Origin of the sequence: Micromonospora sp. NBC_01412, assembly GCF_045040215.1 — a bacterium.
GTDB classification, from domain to species: domain Bacteria; phylum Actinomycetota; class Actinomycetes; order Mycobacteriales; family Micromonosporaceae; genus Micromonospora; species Micromonospora rubida.
The window spans coordinates 7,787,249-7,806,979 of sequence record NZ_CP109528.1 but is presented as its reverse complement, the minus strand read 5'-3'; the positions used below and the strand labels follow the sequence as shown (position 1 = coordinate 7,806,979).

The following is a 19,731-nucleotide window of genomic DNA, read 5'->3' as shown; positions in this document are numbered from 1 at the left end:
AGGGAGAGCAGCATGGCAGCAGGGGGAATTGTCGCTGATCAGGCGACTACCACCGCCATGGTCAACGCGTTCAACAGCGCCCAGGCCGAGTGCCGGAGCATCGCGGCGGCCGTCGAGAGCGCGCGCGGTCAGCTCGGCATGCAGTGGCAGAGCGACGCGGCCGCGCCGAGGTTCCTGCAGGCCGTCGACCAGTGGATGACCGGTTTCCAGCGGGTCCGGCAGGGCCTCGACCTGCTCAACGAGAACATGCAGAGCTATTCGAACCTGACGTCCTCGACCGAGGACGCCAACACCTCGCACGCCGGCGGATGGGCCACCCCCTGACGCCGGACCAGCCGACCAGCCAAGCCCATCTGATAGCGAAACGTGAAGGAGGCCGAGGATGGCCAACTACAGCATCAATCCCGCCGCGGCGGCGGATGTCGTACAGGAGCTCGTCGCGGTGACCCGCAGGCTGGAGGGTTCGCTGAACACCCTGATGGACTCGGTACAGCGGTTCACGGCGGCGAACGACGGCCAGGCGCCCACCACCTACGCCGCAGCCCAGGGGCAGTGGAACCAGGGCCAGGGCGAGATGCAGGCGGCCCTGCTCGTCGGCCAGGATCGCCTCCAGGAGATCATCCACGCCTACGTCAGCGGGGATAACAGGGGCGCAGCCGTCTTCGGTGGCTAGGCCCGGACGTCCGGACGCGTCGCGGCCTGATGCGCCGATCGGCACCGGCACACCAGGCCGCGATTTCCGCTGGGAGGAAATGCGATGAAGAACAATCCGATCGTCATCAACGAGGAATACCTGAGGACGCTGCAGACCGCCTACGCCACGCAGGTGGACAGCATCGACGCGGTGTACGGCAAGGTCTACGCGTACGGCAACCTTCCGGGGTCGAACGTCGACATGACCAAGCCGCTCCCGATGAGGCTCGGAGGGGCGGCCTTCACCGAGGCGGTGGAGGCGGTGGCCGCGCTCGACGGCGTCCGGTCGGGGCTGGCCGGGCGCTTCGCGAGCGCGCGTGGGGAGATCTACGCGCTGGAGTACGGCGTCAAGTTCCTGCTGGCCGACTCCGACGCCGTCGAGCAGTTGACCACGCTCAGCTCGGAGCAGTTCGAGTACTTCATGCCGAAGTCGGGCTCGTAATGACCAACACCAAGACGATCGAGGATGTGCTGGAGAGCATCCTCGGTCTCGTGCTCGGCGGCGCGCCGGGGCAGCACAGCCTGGCCACCTCCTCCGGAAGCGGGGGTGGCCAGGCTGGGGCGGGCAAGAGTGCGATCAACGAGGGCTTCCGGCCGGCCACCATCAGAGGAGCCGGCTCCTGGCTGATCGCGCAGCAGTCCACGCTCACCCACACCGGCGGCTGGGCGCCGGAGTACAACAAGGACGCGGTCACCTTCTACCGGTGGTACGACGAAATCGGCGCCACGAAGAAGATCACCCGCGTGACGGTGTGGGTGGGCCTGACCAACAGGGACAACGCCCAGGGGCAGGAACGCAACACCACCGATCCGAACGCGACGGTCAACGGCTCGGCCAACCCGGTCATCGCGCTGGGCTCCGCCTGGGAGCGGATCCGCAACGAGATTCCCCAGGTGGCCGGGAACGGCACCTCGTTCGACCCGAACTCGCTGGAGGCCGCCCGGCAGGTGTTGACCTCCCTGACCAATCGGGCCACGGGCATCTCCAACGTCCTGTCGACCCAGGTCAAACAGGTGAACATCAAGAGCCCCGAGTTCAAGGGTTCCGCGGAGTCGGCCTGGTACCAACGTGTGCTCACCGCGAACCGTTACCTTGGCGACATCCAGGCCCAGAACCAGCGGTGGGACGGCGCGCTGAAGTCGATGGCCGATACGTCCAACGCCTTCGTCAAGGCCCTGCTGGCCGCCGCCAACACGTGGTCCCAGATCACCCCGGCCGGCACCTGGCAGCATCCTTACCGGGTCATCGCGGCCATGTTCAACGGCAGCACCCTCCAGTACGGGAACACCGGGAGCGATCCTTCGAGGGCGTGGGACATCGGCACCCAGTACTCGGACGCCGCGAGCAGTTACGTTCACGCGGAGAACGGCGACGTGACCGAGCCAACGGTGCTCTGGACCCCGCCGGGCTGGCTGGGCTGGCAACCGTTCGACGCGTTCAACATCGGCGAGTGGAACAGGCTGGAAGTGCACCTGCGCCAGAAGTGGGTCGACAACCTGATCAATTCCTTCGCGCCCGTGCTCGTCGAGGCGGCGAAACTGGTGACGGCGTTCGCGGGCGCGCGCAACCAGCTGATCATCACGGATCCGGCTCCGGTGCCGCCTCTGCCGATGCCCAACCAGCCCGGGCTGCCCAACGGTCCGTACGACCCGTTCGTGAACATCGGCAACCCTTTCGCGAACATCGGTAACCCGTTTGCGAACATCGGCAATCCGTTCGCCAATGTTGGTAACCCTTTCGCCAACGTCGGCAATCCGTTCGCGAATGTCGGCAATCCGTTCGCCAACGTTGGTAACCCTTTCGCGAACATGAACAACACGTTCCCCAACGCTGGCGGCGCGGTAAGTCTGGCGTCGGTGGATCCGTTCGCGAACGGTCCGGGCGGTGGGGGTGGCGGGTCGAGCTTTGGCTTGCCGGATCAGTTCGCGAACGGTCCGGGCGGCGGCGGGTCGAGCTTCGGGTTGGGAGGCCAGTTCGCGAACCAGCCGAGCCTCGGTGGTGGGTTCCAGGCGTCCAGCCCGTTCCCCAACGGCAGTGGTGTCGGGTCTTTCCCGCAGACGTTGGGCGGGCTGACGCCGGAGCAACTGCGACAGCTGGACTCGGCGGGGCTGCTCGACAAGGTGCCGCTGACCCCCGAGCAGGCGGACTTCCTGCGTCGCAATGGTCTCGGGGTCCCGGACGGCGAGAACCCGACGCTGGGCCAGCTCACCCCGGCGCAGCTCAGCGCGCTACAGCGGGCCGGGCTGCTGGACCAGATTCCGTTGACCGCCGCGCAGCGGGCCAACCTCAACCTGCCCGACACGGCGGGGCGCCTGCCGCAGCTGGCGACCTGGCCGACGTCTTCGGTGGACACCAGCAAGTTCCCGACGAAGGTCGATGGTCTGGACGTGTCGACGCTCCCGCGCCAGACCGGTTCGAGCATGGTCATCGGCGACGTGAGCCGGCCCGGCGCGGGGGCACACCCGACCATCCCCGGTCTGGTGGTCGGCACCGGCGGCCTGTCCTCGGTGGCTGGTGTGTCCGGCACGCCGGGCGGGCTGAGCCAGGCCGGTCTGGGCCTGACCCCCGGCGGACCAGGGACCGCAGGGGCCACGGCTGGGACGGCCGGCGTCGGGACGGGGGTGGGTGGCGGTCCGGGCGCGGTCGGGAACACCGGCCTGCCCGGCGGATCGAACGCCGCCTCGCAGGCGGGCGGCGGTGGCATGCCCTTCATGCCGGGAATGATGGGTGGCCCCGGCATGGGGGGCAACCAGGACCGGGAGCGTCAGCGCAACACCTGGCTCAAGGAGGACGAGAAGGTCTGGGGGACCGACCCGGAGTGCGCGCCCGCGGTGATCGGCCGGCGGGGAAGAAAGGGCCGGGTCGAGGATGACGAGTACCCGACGACCGGCGACGAGCGGACCTCCACGCAGGACGAGCGCCGCCCGTACCGGGGACGGTGATCGGCCGGGGCGCCGGGTGAACCCGGCGCCCCGGCCGGGGCGTGAGGCTTACAGAGGAGGTGCCCGATGGGATCACTGGGGGATGAGGAGCTGCTGGCCGAGATGAGGTCGGCGCTGGAGCAGGTGCAGGCCGCGTCCGATCGCGTACGCCAGCAGGTGCGGGAGGCGAAGACCACCGTCCGGGACAAGGAGCGGCTGCTGTCGGTGACGGTGGGCGGGCAGGGTGAGCTTCGGCAGCTCACCTTCCATGGCGACGCGTATCGGCAGCTCGCCCCGGCCGAGCTGGCGGACCTGATCGTGAAGACCACGGAGAAGGCGCGCGACGACGCCCTGCGCAAGCTGATGGCCGGCGCCGCCGCGCTCACCGATGACCTGCCCCGACTGCACGACACCGCGCGCCGGGCTTCCTCGGTCGACGAGCTGGTCGAAGGCATCGTGGGCATGGTCAGCGCAGCGGGCCACGGGCGGCAGGGTGGAGGCAGGACCGCATGAGCGCGTCGTCGATCGAGTTCTCCGGGGACGCCCTCGCCCAGCGGGTGCCGCTGCTGGCCGATTTTCAGGGGGAGCTGGGGCGCTTCCTCGGACCGCTGGCGGACATCGCGATGTGCCGGTGGGCCGACGGCGCGCCCGGCGACGACGAATTCACGATGGAGGCCCGCGCGGCCGTGCGCAAGATGCTGGCCGAGTACGTGTTCCCGGCCTACGCACAGCTCGGCGAGTCGGTGGGTCTGCAGGGCGAAAAGCTGGACATGGTGCGGCGCATCGGCGAGAACACCGAGGCCAGCAACACCGAGGTCGCCGGCGGGTGGGGCGGCGGCCGGCACGGCTGAGGTCCGTCGGAGCTTCCCCGGCGTCCGGGAGAGAGGGTACGTGCCACGATGATCGCCGCCAGCGGTCCCATCGTCGAGGTCGACGAAGGGACGATACGTGCCCTCGAGGTGTTCACCGGTAGCCGGCTGCCCCGCGCGAACGTGGGGATGTTGCTGCGCGACGCGGTTACCCTGAGTTCGCTGGCGGATCGGGTCCGCGACCTGTTGGGGCCGAATCTGGTCCAGACGATCCGGGCGGTCGGCGCCTCGGTGGACGGGAACACCGCCGCCCGGTTCGTCGCCCAGACCGCGCCGTTCGTGGTGACGAGCCCGGCCATCCTGCTCCAGGTGGCCAGCATCCAGGACCAGACCGCCGAGGCGATGCGCGGTTACGCGGTCGAGATGGACTACCTCAAACGCCAGACCGTGATCATGTTCAGCTTCATGATGGCGGAGCTCGCGATCGCCGCCGTCGAGGCGTTCTTCTCCCCGGCGTCAGCGGCGGCGCGGGTGGTGACGACGCGGTCGATCATCCAGACGGTGCTGCGTTCCTCGCTGGTGCGGATCGCGGCGCGCAGCACGGCGATGCAGATGCTGTTCATGCCTGGCTCCGCGCTGCTGGCCCAGCTCTCGCAGATGGCCGATGGTCTCCGGTCCGGTCTCGACTGGGCGGTGATCGGCAAGCAGGCCCTGTACGGGCTGTCGGTGGCCGCCCTGAGCACGGCCGCCATGCCGCTGTTCGCCAGGGGGACTGGTGCGTTCGGCGACGGACTGTCGAGGCTGGGCGTCAAGAAATCGTGGAATGCGCCGATCGTCGGGCTGACGACGCGGCCCGCCTTCGAGATCAGCCTTGAGGTGGGTGGCGGCATTGGCGCCAGCCTCATGGTCGACCACAAGTTCGACACCCGCAACGCCGGAGGCGACGCCGTCTCCGGGGCGGTCGAGTCCGGCACCGGAATGGCCGCGACCGGGCTCGGCAAGGGCGGGCGTCGGGGTGCCCAGGGTCTCGGGTTCACGCCGACCCTGCCCCGGCTGCGGCTGCCCGGCGGCACCGCCTTCTCCTCGACGGGCCAGCCGGTGCTGCCGGTGGATCTGAGCACGCCCGCGCGGTCGACGGCTTCGGATCCAACGGCCCACCTGTCCCGCAGATCGCCCCTGCCATCGGGGGCCGAGGGACCCGGTCCGGTGCCGATCACAATGGGTCCTGCAACGACCACGCTGGATCCGGTGCCGCTCGTGCCGGTGCCGAGCTGGGTCGCCGCCACCGACCCCCGCGTCGACGGGTGGCAGCGGTTCCAGCAGGACCTCGTCGACCGGTACGGCATCCTGACGGCGCAGTTCGCGCAGGCGGCGCAGGCCATCGCGGCGCTCCCGGTGCCGGTCGAGCGCATGTTCGCCCGGTGGGTCGACTCCCGGCTCGACGCCCCGGCCGTCGCCACGCTGCTGACCGACCTCGGCCTGCCCCGGAGCCTGCTCACCGAGCAGTACCTGGCCGGTGTCCGCAACCTGGCAGTGGAGCGGATGACGGAGGCGGTGGCCCGCTGGGGCGCGTCCCCGCAGCAGATCATGGCCGCCCTGCCGGCGGAGTTCGACCGGCAGGCACTGCGGTCGGCGGGGCAGCTCGCCGCGCAGTACCAGATGGACAGGTACTTCGACGCCGCCACACCCTTACCGCCTGCCGTGCGGGAGGCGGTGGCCCAACAGGTACGGCTCCAGATCGATCGCGGCCTCGACGCGATCCTGGGTACGGCCCCGCTGCTGACCCCGGGCGGTCCGGTCGCCCCACACGTGCCGACGGTGGTGAACGTGGTCCAGCAGGCGACCGGCGACCTGCCGGCCCGGGTCGCCTCGGTCACCCACACGCCCGGCGGCCTGCCGGCCCGGGTCGACTCCGTTCCCCACGCTCCCGCGGCAGGGGCCACGGGGACTCCGTTCGGCCCGGTGACGTTCGAGCAGCACGCGGTCCAGGCGGCCGAGGCCGCGCGTACCCAGTTCACCGCGTTGGCTGAGCGCCACGACGCCGACCCGGTCGGCGGCGGGAGGCTCGCCGAGGCGTTCCAGCGGGAGTGGCTGGACGGGTACCGCGCCACCTTCGCCCCGGACGCCGGTACGGCGTCGCACCCGGGTCCCGCCGGTGCTGCGGGCACGATCGAGATCGACACCGAGCGGTGGCGGCCGACCGGCGAGGCGTTCGACGTCGGCGGCTCCACCGTGACCCGCCCGCCCGATGGCGGCGAGCGGGTCGCGGTGCGGTACGCGCTGACGCCGGGGCCCGGCGAATGGGTGTTCGAGGTCCGGCTGCACCTGACCGGCCAGCCGGACGCCACCCTCGACGCGGTCAAGCAGGCCACCCTCGATGGCGTGCGGCGGCTCGTGAACGATCCGGGGAACCGGCTGCCGTCGGTGGACCTGCCGATGCGGGTCGACGTGCGGTTCGTCGACGATCCCGGGCAGGCGTTCGCCACGGTCGTGGTCGGGGCGCCGGAGAGCCGCACCGACCAGGTGCACTGGGCGCAGGGGCAGCCGCCGGCGTCGTACGCGCACGAGGTCCTGCACTTCCTCGGCGCCCTCGACCATCGCGCCCCGCGATCCCGCCGGGGCGGCCCTGCGGTGGCGGACGTCGATCCGTCGCTGATGGGCCACCACCACGCGGACGCGGAGCTGCTGGTCACCGAGGCCGACCTGCGGCAGATCATGGAGACGTTGGCCCCGCACTACGCCGGTGTGGCCGGCAGCCACGGCCCGGCCCACCGCCCGGCCGGCGCCGCCAGCGCCGCGCAGGGCCCGAGCAGCGTGATCGCGTTCTGGGACAGCGGCGTGGACACCCCGCCGGGGATGTCCGGCCAGGAGGCGGTGTCGGAGAGCGGCCCGGAGCCGATGTTCACGGTGCCGGGCGGCGGATCCTCCCTGCTGTACGCACTCATCGCCACCGATCCGGTCCTGGTCCGCGACGTGCTGGGCCCGCGCCTCGACCCGGACCTGCGGGTGTTCCTGTCCGACCCGGCCCGGGTGCGTGCCACCGTGATCGGGCTGGTCGGTTCGGGCGTACCCCCGACATCCCGGTTCGGGCGGGTGACCCGGCTGCTGCAGGCCCATGTCCGCCACTACCTCGACACCAACGCCGGTCAGCTCCCGACAGAGGTGACCGGCCAACGGTTCAACCTCCGCGAGCAGGTCGAACAGGACGTGGCGGGCTACAGCCGCGAGCAGCTGCTGGGGCGGCTCCGGGAACTGGGCCAGGGCGTGAGCGGCCGGGGGCTTCCGGTGGGCGAGTTGGGCCTGGAGGACGCCCGTGCCCTCCTGACCACCGCGCTGCTCGACTCCGATCGCCCGCTCGACCCCGACGAACTCTTCCAGGTGGGCTCGGCCGTGGACGACTGGTCGGCCAACTGGAACGCTCCGGCCGGGGGGTTCCTGGCCCCCCTGCTGGCACACGCGACCGGTAGCCGGTTCACCATCCTGCAGAACGTCCCGTCCTCGCAGACCGGCGCGGCGGAGGTGCGACCGGTGACCGGTGAGGGGCACGGCCCGGCCGCCGGCAGACCGGTCACGCTCTACCGCGTGGCGCTCGACCCGGAAAGCCCGGGCGTCTACAACCGCTACCACTTCAACGCCGCCCTGCCCGCGGTGACGAGCCAACCGCCGGAGCTCACCCCGCCATCCGCCGCGCCGCCGCCGGCCGCCGACGCGCGGCTGGTCGCCATGGCCACCGGGCTGCCGGCGGACCTGCGGCTGCAGCGGGCGGTCGGCGCGACCCTGCTGCACGACAGCGGAACCACGCCCGACTCGATCAGCTCCCGGGTGCCGGCCCCGACCGGGTCCGGCCCGGCCATCCTGCTGGACCCGTCGGTGCTCGACCCGGCCACGCTCGACGCGGCGCTGGCCGGCCTGCGCGCGGAGGATGCCACCACGGCCGTCCTGCACTGGCCGGAGGGACGGCAGGTCAGCGTGGCCCGCGCACTGGAGTTCACCGGGCAGGCGCTGGGGGAGAAGCACTCCGCCGTGTTCTCGGTCCCCCGGGCGTCGCTGTCGGACCTGCCGAGGCCCCACCCACGGATCATCCCGCTGGACGCCGACGGTGCGGTGACCTTCTTCGGCGGGCGCCCCGACCGCTATCTGTTCCTGTCGGACGCCGCTGCCGTCCCGCCGGTGCGGCCCAGGCCGTACGGGCTGCCCGAGCAGTCCCCGGGCGTCTACGAGTTGGGTGACGGCTGGGTAGCCTGGGAGGGGGACAGCCACCTGTGGATCGGCCCCGAGACCACGCTGGAGGCTGCCCGGAATGCGCTGCCCGGCGGTGGTCTGCTGCCGGGCGACAGTGGCGTCCGGCAGGAGCCGTCCGTGTTCCTGGGGTGGCGCGGAGCCGAGCTGCCCGCCGGCGTACGCGATCAGGTGGGCCGGATCTTCGGGGCGATGCCGGCGGGTGCGGTGTCCCGCCTCGTCACCTCGGGCATCGGGCTGGACCGGCGCGCGATCGACCTGATCACCGTGCACGGTCTGCCCGGCGGGGTCCGGTTGTCCGCCGTTCCGGGCGGGGTGCTGGCTCATACCGGGCCACGGCCGGCGGCCGGCGCGGCGGCGGTGCACTGGTCCGATCTGACCGATGTGGGCCGGCCGCGACTGGTCCTGGACGATTCGGTCGCCGATCCGGCCGCCGTGGTCGAGGCGGTGCGGCAGGCGCTCGGGCCGGAGCGCGCCGAGACACTGCAGGTGTTCCTGGCGCCCGCACACGTTCCGACCGGTGTCAGCGCGGACGCCTTGGCCGACCGGTTGCGGCAATGGCTCGGCGGAACCGGAGAGCTGGTGCTGCCGGCTTCCGCGCTGGGTCGGCCGCCGGCCGGCGTAGCCGGGCTGATCCCGGTCGACGCCCGGGGCCGGCAGACGTTCCCGGCCGCCGCGCACACCTACCGGGTACCGCCCGGTGCGGCTTCGTACCCGCAGCTCTCATCGCTGGGCCTCCCGCCGACCTCCACCGGCGCTCTCGCAGTGGGCCGTGGCTGGACGGTCGAGCCGCGCGACGGGGTGATCCTGTTCGCCGAGACCGGCACGAACCCCGGGACGCTGCCGGCGGGCGCCCTGGCGACGCCGCCGAGCAAGGTCGCGGTCGTGGTCCAGTCCGGTGGTGGGCCCGTCCCGCGTGAGGTCGCCGCCGCGCTCGCGGAGGTGCTGTCGGGCGTGCCCGTCGCCGACCAGCACGTGCGGGTGTACGGCAACCCGGAGAGCGTCGGTCGGGACACCCCGGCCGTGCCCGCCGTGCCCGCCGAACCGGTGCCGATGGCGTTCCCCGACCCGCGGACCCTTCCTCTCGCCGGGCTCAAGGCCGACCTGCCGGACGTCGCGCGGATCGAGGCGGCGCTGCGGGCCGAGGCGGAGCGCCGGGGGATCGAGGTGCCACCGCACGAGTGGGAGCTGATCCGGGAGAACCTGTTCGAGAACTACCAGTTCATGGTCGGCCGGGACGGCTACCTGTTCGCGCTGGGTGGCATGGAGGTGCGGATCCACCTGAACCCGGAGGACCCGCAGTTGGTGTCCAATCCCGCGGGTTCGCACGACACCGTCGCACCAGGATCGTCGGTGGACGACACCGAGGGGCACGCCACCACGGACGATGGCCGCTTCCACGCCAACCAGTTCACCCAGGGCAACTTCCAGGTCGGCGCGCGCAGCCAGACGGAGGGCAGCACGATGCGTGCCACCCGCCTGCGCCTCGACGGGACCTTCGACGTGCCGCTTAGCCCGGCTGCGCAGTTCGGGCTCAAGGGCACCGCGACCATCAACCGGTCCGACCAGAAGACCACGCACATCATCGACGCGGAGAAGGGCCGGGTGGTCGACAACCGCGAGGACTCGACGCTCTACTCGTACCTTCCCGGGTGGTCGGTGGAGGCACGCGCGGACGGGTGGGACTGGGAGGCGGTGGACCTGCCGGTGTCGACGACAGGACAGGAGCCCGCCCGGTTGGTCGTCGCAGTCCCCGAGAGTCTGCTGACCGCGCCCGGCACGCAGGTGACCGCAGCCCTGCCGGAGGACCTGTCGGCCAACGGGACCAAACTGCCGGCAACTTTCTCCGCCAGCAACATGACCGGACTGGCGCAGCTCTACGATCACATTCTGCGGCGGCTGGAAGCGGACGGGTTCACCGGCGTGCGGTCCGTCGGCGATCCGATGCGTCGGGAACTCCACCGGAAGCTGTGGAACCTCGACTCCCATCTCGACGAGGCGATGAACAACAGGCCCGGGACCGACCCCCGGCAGCAACCCGTGGACACCCTGGGCTACCGGTTCACCCTCCATCACGCCGGGGCGGCGGCGGCCATCATCCAGGTGTACGCCGACCGCGGCGGGTCCGCGCGAGTGGGCTCCACGACCGACAAGGCGCACATCGAGAAGGTCCGTACCGCGATCGTGGGCCACGGCGGGGAGTTCACCCTCCAGCAGTCCACCGGGCTGAGCTTCGGCGCCAGCGGCAGCCTGCCGCTGGGCGACCTGACGAAGCCGGAGACGTACAAGGAGAAGGCCGCGATCGGCCTGAGCGGTCGGCTGGCAGCGAGCGTGACCAGCAATGACGGCGGCGGCTTCGCCCAGCCGTCCCTGAACGTGATGGTGTCCCGATACACCGGCATGACCGGCGGCCATGAGGTCCAGTTCACGCTGGCCGCGGACGTGGCGACCTCGCTCAGGCCGCTGGTGGGACCGCAGAGCACCCCCCCGGTCGACGGATCGGCCGTGGTGCGGCTGCCCGAGCCGGACGCGTTCGACCACGGGTACGAAACCGACGCCGACGCCTTCCGCCCGGCCACCGACACCACGGCCGCGCCGGCCGCCTCCGCCCAGCCCGAGATGGTGCCGTACCAGGAGTGGCGGGATCGCCTGCGCAACATCGGGCGGCATCCGGAGGACCCCGGCGGCAACCTGGTGCCACGGCACGTGCTGGAGGGGCGCGGCCTGGGACAGAGCCTGGTCGACGTGGACCGGGGGGTGGTGGCCCGACTCAGGGCGGACCTGCAGGGGGAGCTGACCGAGAACGGGTTCCTGGTGCCGGACGGGAACCGGCCGTGGTCGCGCCTGGCGGAGGAGGATCCGCCGTCCCCGGCCGACAGCGAGCGGCAGCCCCTGCTCAGCGAGCGAGCGCGCCAGAACGTACTGGTCGTCACCGGCCACGACCGTACCGCCGAGGTCGACAATTTCGACCTGCTCCGCAAGATGGTCTCCAACGAGGGACTGGAGTCGCATTTCGACACCCTCACCCAGGGCGGGATGACTTTCACCCTGCACACCTGGCTGAACGGGAAGATGTGGACCGCGAAGGTGACCGTCCGGGCGGAGCTGGATGTCCCGGACTCCTCCGAGGGCACGCCCGAGACCGATCCGGATGGCAATTCGCCGTACTACGACCGGATGACCGACGAGTACCACGTGGTCAACCTGAGCATGGGCATCGGCGTCGCCGGTCAGGGCGCGAACGGTAACCAGGGAATTTCGGCGGAGTTCGGTCTCAAGACCAACACGCCACCGCCGGTGAAGACGGTCCGTGCGATCGACATCACCGGCATCTCGGCGAGCCGCAACATCGGCGCCTCCGAACGGGTCAGCCGCATCGTGAACCGTCCCGAGCTGTTGGAGTACCCGGGCCGGGTGAGTTTGTTCAAGCTGCCGTACAAATTCAGCTACGACGTCAGCTACAGCGGCGCCGACACCGTCACCGGCGCCCTCGCCAGCGCCGCCCGCTCCCTCATTGCCGCCGGCGACTCCGCCCCTGCCGTCCGGGTGATCCGGTCGGACCCGATAACCGGCGACGTGCGCGCCGTGCTGCTGAGCCTCAACAGCGACCCGTCCACGTTCAGCCAGGTCGATCCCAACGATACGGACGCGGCCGTGCTCAACCAGAGTGTGCTGTACTTCCTCGACGCCAGCGGGCTGCACACCGCGGCCCAGCACCAGTTCCCCGGCCTGGCCGGGGTCGGCCAGACGATGGCCGAGCCGCTGGCGAGCCTGACCAACCTGATCGCCGTCCAGTCACACTTCAAGGAGGCGCTGCGCGGCGAATACAGCACCGACAGCCTCTTCGATTCCGGCCTCCTCACGCAAACCAGAGCGGCCTTGTCGATCAATGTGGACCGCATCCACGACACGCGGTTCGTCGGGGCGACCGTGGACAAGTACGTCACCGGTTTGATCGAGCTGTACCAGGCGGAGATCGTGAACGCCGCCAACTGGTCGTTCTCGTTCTCCGGCAAGCTGCCCGGTATCAGCTTGAGTCAGAAGTTCGGCAAATGGAGCGTCAGCTACGGCGAGTCGGCGTCCGTGAGGGCGGGCTGGAACGCCAGCGCGGAGACCAAGCGCGCAGGTGGCCTGGAGATGATCAAGCTGGCCTTCGGTCGCGCGTACGCCTTCGAGGCGCAGGTCGACTACGGCATTCGCAGCGGGCGCAAGAAGGAGCTGGGGTTCGTCTGGGAGCGGTCTCAGGTGCCGGCTGCCGACCGGGTCGCCGGGCGCACGATGATCTTTCTGCTGCCCGAACCCGAGGCGCTGGCGCAGCACGCAGCAGACCGACTGCCGATCAGCGACGTCCAGCTGACGGATGCGATGGGTCGGTGGTCCCGCGGGGAGTTGGTGCTCAGCGGCAACACGGTGGCCGGGCTGCTGAGCCGGTGGCGGCAGGACGCGACCGGTCGTGTCGCCTCCGATCCCCTCGACCTCGAAACCCATCTGGCCCTGCACAGGATCCAGAGGTGGGCGCAGGCGCTCGTCACCCGGCACGCCGACCCGGAACAGCGGGGCGCCGTGCTCGACGCGCAGCGCCGGGCGCGGTTCACGACGGACTTCGGGTTCAGCCTGGCCGCTGACGTCAACCCGTTCGCCAAGTTGACACTGCCCCCGTACATGACCCGCACCGGAGACCGGACCCTGGGTCATGTGGGCATCGACGAGATGACCCTGTTCACCGACGCGGCCGCGGTGGACGGCCAGCCGAGATCGACCACGACGCTGCTCGACGCGGTCCGCACACAGGTCGACGCGGCCGCTCCGGGAATGCTCAGTCCCAGCCACCGGAACTGGCCCGAGGAGGGGGCCGACCAGGGCATCCTGATGCTCTCATCCGACCGGAAGGCCATCGGAATCCTGCCGGGTGGCGCCGACACGCTCCAGGCCACCATGGCGGGGCAGCGCGCCAACGCCCTCGTGAACGACATGCTGCACCGGCACAACGGCGTGACGTTCTACCTGGTCCGCCGCCGGGACGCCCTCACCGCCGAGATCGTCAGGGTGAAGCTGTCGGCCACCCTGACAGGTCGGCCGCGCTACACCGACTGGGTGGCCGAGTACGGCATCGAGAACTACAAGATGGCCATCAGAGCCTTCGCGACCATCCTCGGCAGGTCCCTGGGTCTGAGCGCCGTGTTGGCCGACGTCGGGTACACGGGCGACGGCAAGCCGGTCCCGGGCCACGCCTCGCTCTCGTTCGCCCCGCAGCGATCGCGCGGCGTCAAGGGCGCCACGCAGAGCACCGACTACCAGGCCATCTACGACTGGAGCGGCCACTACCGCGCGACCACCGACGCCTCGATCACGGTCGAGGCCAGGCGGCTGAAGATGGATGGCCGGCCCATCAACAACCTCCTTGTCGCCGGGTGGGACACGCTGAGCGCCCAGTTCACCGGAGAGTCCGTCCCGATCCAGTCGCGGACCGAGTACCAGGCACAGATTGATTTCCAGGTGCCGAAAGGGCTGGCGGAGGCCGTCGCGGCGCCCCGCTCGACGACGCTGGACCTGCGTGCCTTGCCGCCCCTGCCCAGTGACGTCTACGTCAGCGGGGTGCTGGCCGACGACCTCTTCCCGGCCGCCCGCGCGCTCATGGCCCGCCTGCTCAACGCGAACGCCAACGACCCGGCCTACCGGGGCAGCATGGCCCTGTCCGGGTTGCTGTCCCGGATCAACGTCGACAGCCACCTGCCGAACGCGTTGCCCGAGGGTGGATACCTGCTCGGTTCCCACCTCTTCACCGCCGGCAGGTCGAACAGCCGGGTCGCCATGCGGCTGTACGCGTCGCTGCACTCCCTGGAGATCATCAGCAAGATCTTCAACAGCACCGGCACCGGGCGGTACGCGAAGTTCCAGGTCACCACGGCCGCCATCCAGTCGCGCGACCGCTGGCGGCCCAACATCGATGCGGAGTTGTCGGCCGGCCGTAAGATCGCCGACCCCAGCACCGGCCCGCAGGGGGACCGGACCGCCAAGGTCAAGTTCACCACCGGCGGCAACCGGTCCGCGCCGATGAACCTCGGCGCCGGCTACGAGGACAGCAGGCGCGGCGAGAACCACCTGAAGATGCAGGGCCCGGTCTACCTGGTCCGGGTGCGCGGCCGGTTCAGGCTCGGCGGGGTTCCGCACCGTCACAGCGCGTTTCTTCCGGACCGGGGGCTGGCCTCGATGGCACCGGAACAGTTCGGCGCCAGCGCCGCCAGCACCGGCTGGGTCCCCGGTGACGCGTACGTGGAGATGTTCGCCGACGAGGTCCACGAGGTTCAGCGCCGGCTGACGGCCTCGGATCAGTGGGACGGCGAACCGCCGTCCGCCTGGCCCGCGCCAAGGCCGAACGCCCAATCGTTCGGTCTGGAGGGGCTACTGGTCCGGACCACGCCCGCGGAGATGGCCAAGGCCCCGGTAGCCGGCCAGACGATCCAGGCCGGCGACTTCGACGCCGGCCAGGCGGCCGCGCACACGGCCCTGCTCATCCGCCACGAGCTGGGCAACCACCATCAGGCGGTCGACCCGATCCGGCTCACCGCCAGCACCGCCGAACAGGCCCGGCAAAGCCTCGCGACCGTGCTGGACTGGGCGATCGGCCACCTCAGGACACTGTCCGACGCGCAGCGGGCCGCCGCCGAATTCGACGGGTTGGTCGCCCTGCGAGACCAACTGCCCGCAGCGGGTTCCCGGCGGTCCGCCGCAGAAGTGCGGGCGGAAGAGGCCGCAGCCACCGTGATCCTCGACCAGGTCGCCCGGGTGTACCCGCCCGGCTCGGCGCCGCCCGGGCCGAACGAGGAGTTGGAGATGCTCGGCCAGGACCCGGTCACCGTGGCCCGGGGCGTGGCGTTCGAGCTGAACACCCACCTCGACCTGGAGGTCACCGACGGCTCCACGGTCAACCGCTATCGGATCGACCCGCTGGGGCGGGTGGTGGAGCTGCGGCAGGATGAAGGGTCCGCCACCCCGGTGCCCCCTGATCAGGTGGTCCAGGGGCTCGACCCCGAGCTGGTACGGCGTGCCGACGCGGCCACGATCGACATGGCGCAGCGGGTGCTGATCTACGAGGAACTGCTGGCGCGCACGCCGCTGCAGCCGGAGGCGGCTGCGGTGCTGCCCCCCGAGCTGGAGGAGCGGATCCGCCAGGCGCGCGACAGGGCTGACGACAGCGCCCGCCAGTGGCTCGCCCAGAGCCTGCCCGACGGGGCGGGTACGGCCCCGCGCGCCGCGCGGCACGACAGCGATACGGCCGACGGCCGGGCCGGCCGGGCGCGGAGACTCCTGGCCGCGGGCCTGCCGCCCGGCTGGACCACCGTGGGGCCGCTGCCCCGGGTGCCCACCGCACTGCGACCCGGGACCAGCATCTGGATCGCCCGTGAGCAGGGCGCTGTCGCGGCGCGGCTCGACATCGACGGCAGCTACCGGCTGCACGATCCCTTGTCCCCCGGGACGCCGGAGGCGTCCCTGCCCGCCGACCAGTTCCGCAGCGAACTTGCCGGAGCGGGGGCCGTCACCCTCGTCGAGCCCGACGTGCTGACGAGTTGGCTGCTGCACGACGGCGCCTGGGCGGCGTCGCGTCAGTTCGCCATCGGCAATATGGACGTCCTGCGCGCCGACGAGACCGCGTCGAATCTGGCGCAGGCTCTGGCGCGGGCCCAGCCGGCACCGTCCCAGGGCCAGCCGGCGCGGTCCGGCCCCGACGCCCCGGTGCTGAACCTGCACCATGTGCTGCTCGACGCGATCCGCACCGGCCGGCCGGAGGCGGCCTACCGGTACCTCCAGGAGGGCGATCCGGGGAACCAGCATGACGTCCTCGTCGCGGCGGTGAGCGGGTCGCCGCCGTCCCCACTCGCCCTGCGCGCGCTGGCCAATCTCGCCGAGGCAGCCTCGCACGCGGCCCCGACCGCCGCCCAGCAGGCCGCCTCCCGCGACGCGGGCATGCTCCGAGCCGTGGCGGACATCCTCGACCCGACGATCGGCCCCGTGGCGACGTTCCGGGCCGTCGCGGCCGCCGCGTACCTCGTCGACGGGCAAGGCTGGAGGCAGGCCCTGGACAGCCTCGCCGACCAGCTGCCCGAACAGCAGGCCAGGGATGTGACGCTGCTGCGCGGCGCACTGGACATTGTCGCCCGGATGGAGTACCGCCAGATCGACGGTCTGATCGGTGACGTCTCGCGTCGCGACGCGGGTGCCGCGGCCGAGCTGGATGCGGCCGCAGCCGGGCTGACCGCCGCCGACCTGGCCAAGCGCTGGCGAGACGCCTCCGACGGTGCGGACCTGCTCGCGGCCCTGCGGTCCCGGCCGGCGGAGACCAGTGCCGGGATCGCGGAGGGCCAGCCACCCGCCGCCCCACACCATCCGATGCCCCCGATGTTCGGCGCGCTCGATGGCTGGAGGCAGATCCCCGACTGGGGACGGTCCCGTGACCACCTGAACGCCAACCGGCGTGAGCTGCTGTCCGACCGTACCCACCGGGAACTGCAGAGGATGCGCGTGCAGCGGCCCGACGGTGCCGGCTTGGCCGCCTTGGACGCGGTGCTCACCCTGGCCCGCTACGGTCGTGTCGACGACGCGTACCGGTATCTTCTCGGCCCCGCCCAGCCCGACGCGCCCGCCACGGCCGAGGACGGGCCGACCGAGCGGGATCGACTGCTGACGGACCTGCTCGCCGATCCGGACCTGAGCGAACCCGCCGTCGTGGCGGCGCTGGCGAACCTGGCGGGCTCCCTGCCCGGCCCGCTCGCCGCCGTCAACCAGAGGATCCTGCACCTGACCGGCGACATGTTGGCCGGCCTGACCGTCGACGACGTCGCCCTCACGAACCTGGTGCGCGACGCGCGCGGGAACCACTCCACGGCCCAGCGGCAGCGGTGGGCCGGGGTGATCAGGCAGGTCGGCGACGGCGCGACCCCCGCCCGTGGGGCTGCTCTCCGCCACTTCGCCGATCGGCTCCATCCGGCGGCATCGGTGCCGGCGATTCCCGATCCGGGTGTGGACAACAAGGTTCGGCAGGATGCGCGGCAGCGGCAGCAGCAGGCCGCCCACGAACTCCAGCGGGCTCAGGATGCCCTCGGCCAGGCACGCCAGCGCCACGGGGACGTCGAGCAGGCACACAGGGATGTGGTGGGCCGGCTCGCCGACACGGAGGCCGAACTCCGCGAGGCCGAGGCCCGGTTCAGCGAAGCCAAGGCGACGCGCGCCAGACGCGAGAATGAGCTGCCAGGGCTGCGGGAGAGCGTGAAGGCCGCCGAACAGTGGGTTCGGGACGTCGAGCAGGCCGGGACCGGGGACCAGCAGAAGCCGGCGGCCGCCCCGACTGTCCTCGACCAGGCGCGGCAGAAACTCGACGATGCCCAAACGGCGCTCGGCGAGGCGAACGGCGACATCGAGCGGGCCGACAGCACCCTCCGCGATCTCAAGCAGAAGATGCCGGACCTGCACGCGCAGGTGCAGGACGCCCGGGAGGACCTGCAGGCCCGGGATACCTCGCTCGAGACGCACGACCAGGCCGTCGAGGTGTTCAGCGCGGCTCTTGAGAAGGCCCGGCAGGCGGCAGAGACCGAGGCCGCCCAGGCGCTGTCGCTGCCGGACCCTCCGACCCTGTCCGCCGCGCCCGCCACGAATGTGGACGCGGCGCTGGCCGACATCGCCCGGTCTGGCTACGCCCCGTCCACCGCCGTCGCCGAGCTGGCCCGCCGACTGCTCGCGCAGCACGGCGGCACGCCTCCCACACGCCTGGTGCTGACCGCCGACCCGGCGCGGCCGGAGCGCGACGCGGCCACCGCCGCCGCGGACGAGGCGGCCGTGCTCACCCTGGACCGGGTCCGGCTCGCGCGCGACCTCGCCCGGAGCCTCGACGTCATGGTCGAGTTGCGCGTCGGTGACGCCACGAGACCGCAGCTGCGACCGTACCTGGCCTATCCCGGTGGGGAGGTGGTGCGGCTGAACGCCATCGGCCGTCCGGAGACCGCGGACGACGCCGTCAGGCAGCTACCGCCGCCCATCCAAGGCGACTTGGGCGTACACGTCGGCCGGCCGGAGGTGCGGGACCGGCTGGAGGTCCTGCACGAGGCGCAGATCGAGTCGCTGCACGACTTCGGCGACGGCGTGGCCACGCTGCTGGAGAACGTGAACCGCTACCAGGGGTACCTGGCGCACCAGTGGGCGACCCGGCCCGATCCGCCGGCGGACGCGGCCGGCGTCCGACAACTCGCCAACGGTCTGAGTACTGAGGTCTGGCCCGTGCCCACCGGCACCCCGCCCAGCCGGGCGTTGGACGCCAGCCGCCCCGAGGACGTGGCCGCCGCCTGGTTGGCGGCAACAACGCCGCAGCAACGCGCGGATCTCATGGCTGACCTGCTGAACGCGGACCCCGGCTCCGGGTTCGCCGCGCGGCGACCGACCCCACGACCGCCGAACGCCCCGCCCCCGGGCACCCGGGTCGTGGCCGTCGCCGCAGGCGCGGTCGCCGTCGGCGTGGTGCTTCCCGAGACAGGGTTGCGGTGGTACGTACCGGCCCGCGGTCAGCTGGGCGAGGGCAGCATGCAGGCTCTCGCTGCCTGGGCCGCCAACCGGGTCGGCGACAACGCGCGGCCGGACGACATCTGGTACGTCGAGGTGACGCCGCCCTCGGAACCAGCACCAGCACCAGCCGACCAGCCTGATCAAACGCTCGCTGGCGCTTGAGCTGGACCAGGTGGCTGAGGTCGCCGCTCCTGAGGCCACCGAGAAGCCGGCGCTTCCTGGGCACTCACGGCTTCTCGGCCGACCTCTATGAGCAGCGCGGGTACGCGGTCAGCATCACCGGGGGCAGCCACGGCTACTACGACGCCGAGGACGCCGCGCTCGTGCAGGACGGCAACTGGCTGCTGATCACATGCGTCGGCGGAACAGTCCGCAAGCACAACCTGGCCCTGTGGGGCACCACGAGGACTTCGACGACATCCTTCACCGGTGAGTGGCAGAGCCCCAGAGCGCCGGGGTGAACGAGCCGATCTCATGGCTGACCTGCTGAACGGGGGAGCCCGCGTCGGCCCTTACC

8 protein-coding genes are annotated in these 19,731 nt (G+C 71.6%); all 8 read left to right on the top strand.

The window, feature by feature from the left end:
• The first annotated feature begins 12 nt into the window (after positions 1-12).
• Positions 13-324 carry a WXG100 family type VII secretion target gene (locus OG617_RS33665; protein ID WP_405097149.1) on the top strand — a complete coding sequence of 104 codons (312 nt, stop codon included), beginning with the start codon at positions 13-15 and terminating at the stop codon, positions 322-324.
• 58 nt (positions 325-382) lie between these two features.
• On the top strand, positions 383-673 hold the full coding sequence (locus tag OG617_RS33660; protein WP_405097147.1) for a WXG100 family type VII secretion target: 291 nt from the start codon (positions 383-385) through the stop codon (positions 671-673).
• A gap of 84 nt (positions 674-757) precedes the next feature.
• Entirely contained in the window at positions 758-1,135 is a 378-nt protein-coding gene (locus OG617_RS33655; protein WP_405097145.1) for a hypothetical protein, read from the top strand.
• A gap of 50 nt (positions 1,136-1,185) precedes the next feature.
• The gene (locus OG617_RS33650) at positions 1,186-3,636 is read left to right on the top strand and encodes a hypothetical protein (protein WP_405097143.1); all 2,451 of its coding nucleotides are present in this window, start codon (positions 1,186-1,188) and stop codon (positions 3,634-3,636) included.
• A gap of 66 nt (positions 3,637-3,702) precedes the next feature.
• Positions 3,703-4,128 (top strand): YbaB/EbfC family nucleoid-associated protein, encoded by a 426-nt coding sequence (locus OG617_RS33645; protein WP_405097141.1) that lies wholly within the window; start codon positions 3,703-3,705, stop codon positions 4,126-4,128.
• Positions 4,125-4,466, top strand: a complete 342-nt coding sequence (locus OG617_RS33640) for a hypothetical protein (protein ID WP_396679522.1) — start codon at positions 4,125-4,127, stop codon at positions 4,464-4,466. Before OG617_RS33645 ends, OG617_RS33640 begins: the two co-directional genes overlap by 4 nt.
• 48 nt (positions 4,467-4,514) lie before the next feature.
• Positions 4,515-19,376, top strand: a complete 14,862-nt coding sequence (locus OG617_RS33635) for a hypothetical protein (RefSeq protein WP_405097139.1) — start codon at positions 4,515-4,517, stop codon at positions 19,374-19,376.
• On the top strand, positions 19,373-19,675 hold the full coding sequence (locus OG617_RS33630) for a hypothetical protein (protein WP_405097137.1): 303 nt from the start codon (positions 19,373-19,375) through the stop codon (positions 19,673-19,675). Before OG617_RS33635 ends, OG617_RS33630 begins: the two co-directional genes overlap by 4 nt.
• Positions 19,676-19,731: the final 56 nt, after the last annotated feature.

What these genes read in the sequence shown, in the direction of transcription:
- OG617_RS33665 (WP_405097149.1), top strand. Translation starts at nt 13, where the DNA reads ATGGCAGCAGGGGGAATTGTCGCTGATCAGGCGACTACCACCGCCATG.
- OG617_RS33655 (WP_405097145.1), top strand. Translation starts at nt 758, where the DNA reads ATGAAGAACAATCCGATCGTCATCAACGAGGAATACCTGAGGACGCTG.
- OG617_RS33635 (WP_405097139.1), top strand. Translation starts at nt 4,515, where the DNA reads ATGATCGCCGCCAGCGGTCCCATCGTCGAGGTCGACGAAGGGACGATA.
- OG617_RS33640 (WP_396679522.1), top strand. Translation starts at nt 4,125, where the DNA reads ATGAGCGCGTCGTCGATCGAGTTCTCCGGGGACGCCCTCGCCCAGCGG.
- OG617_RS33645 (WP_405097141.1), top strand. Translation starts at nt 3,703, where the DNA reads ATGGGATCACTGGGGGATGAGGAGCTGCTGGCCGAGATGAGGTCGGCG.
- OG617_RS33660 (WP_405097147.1), top strand. Translation starts at nt 383, where the DNA reads ATGGCCAACTACAGCATCAATCCCGCCGCGGCGGCGGATGTCGTACAG.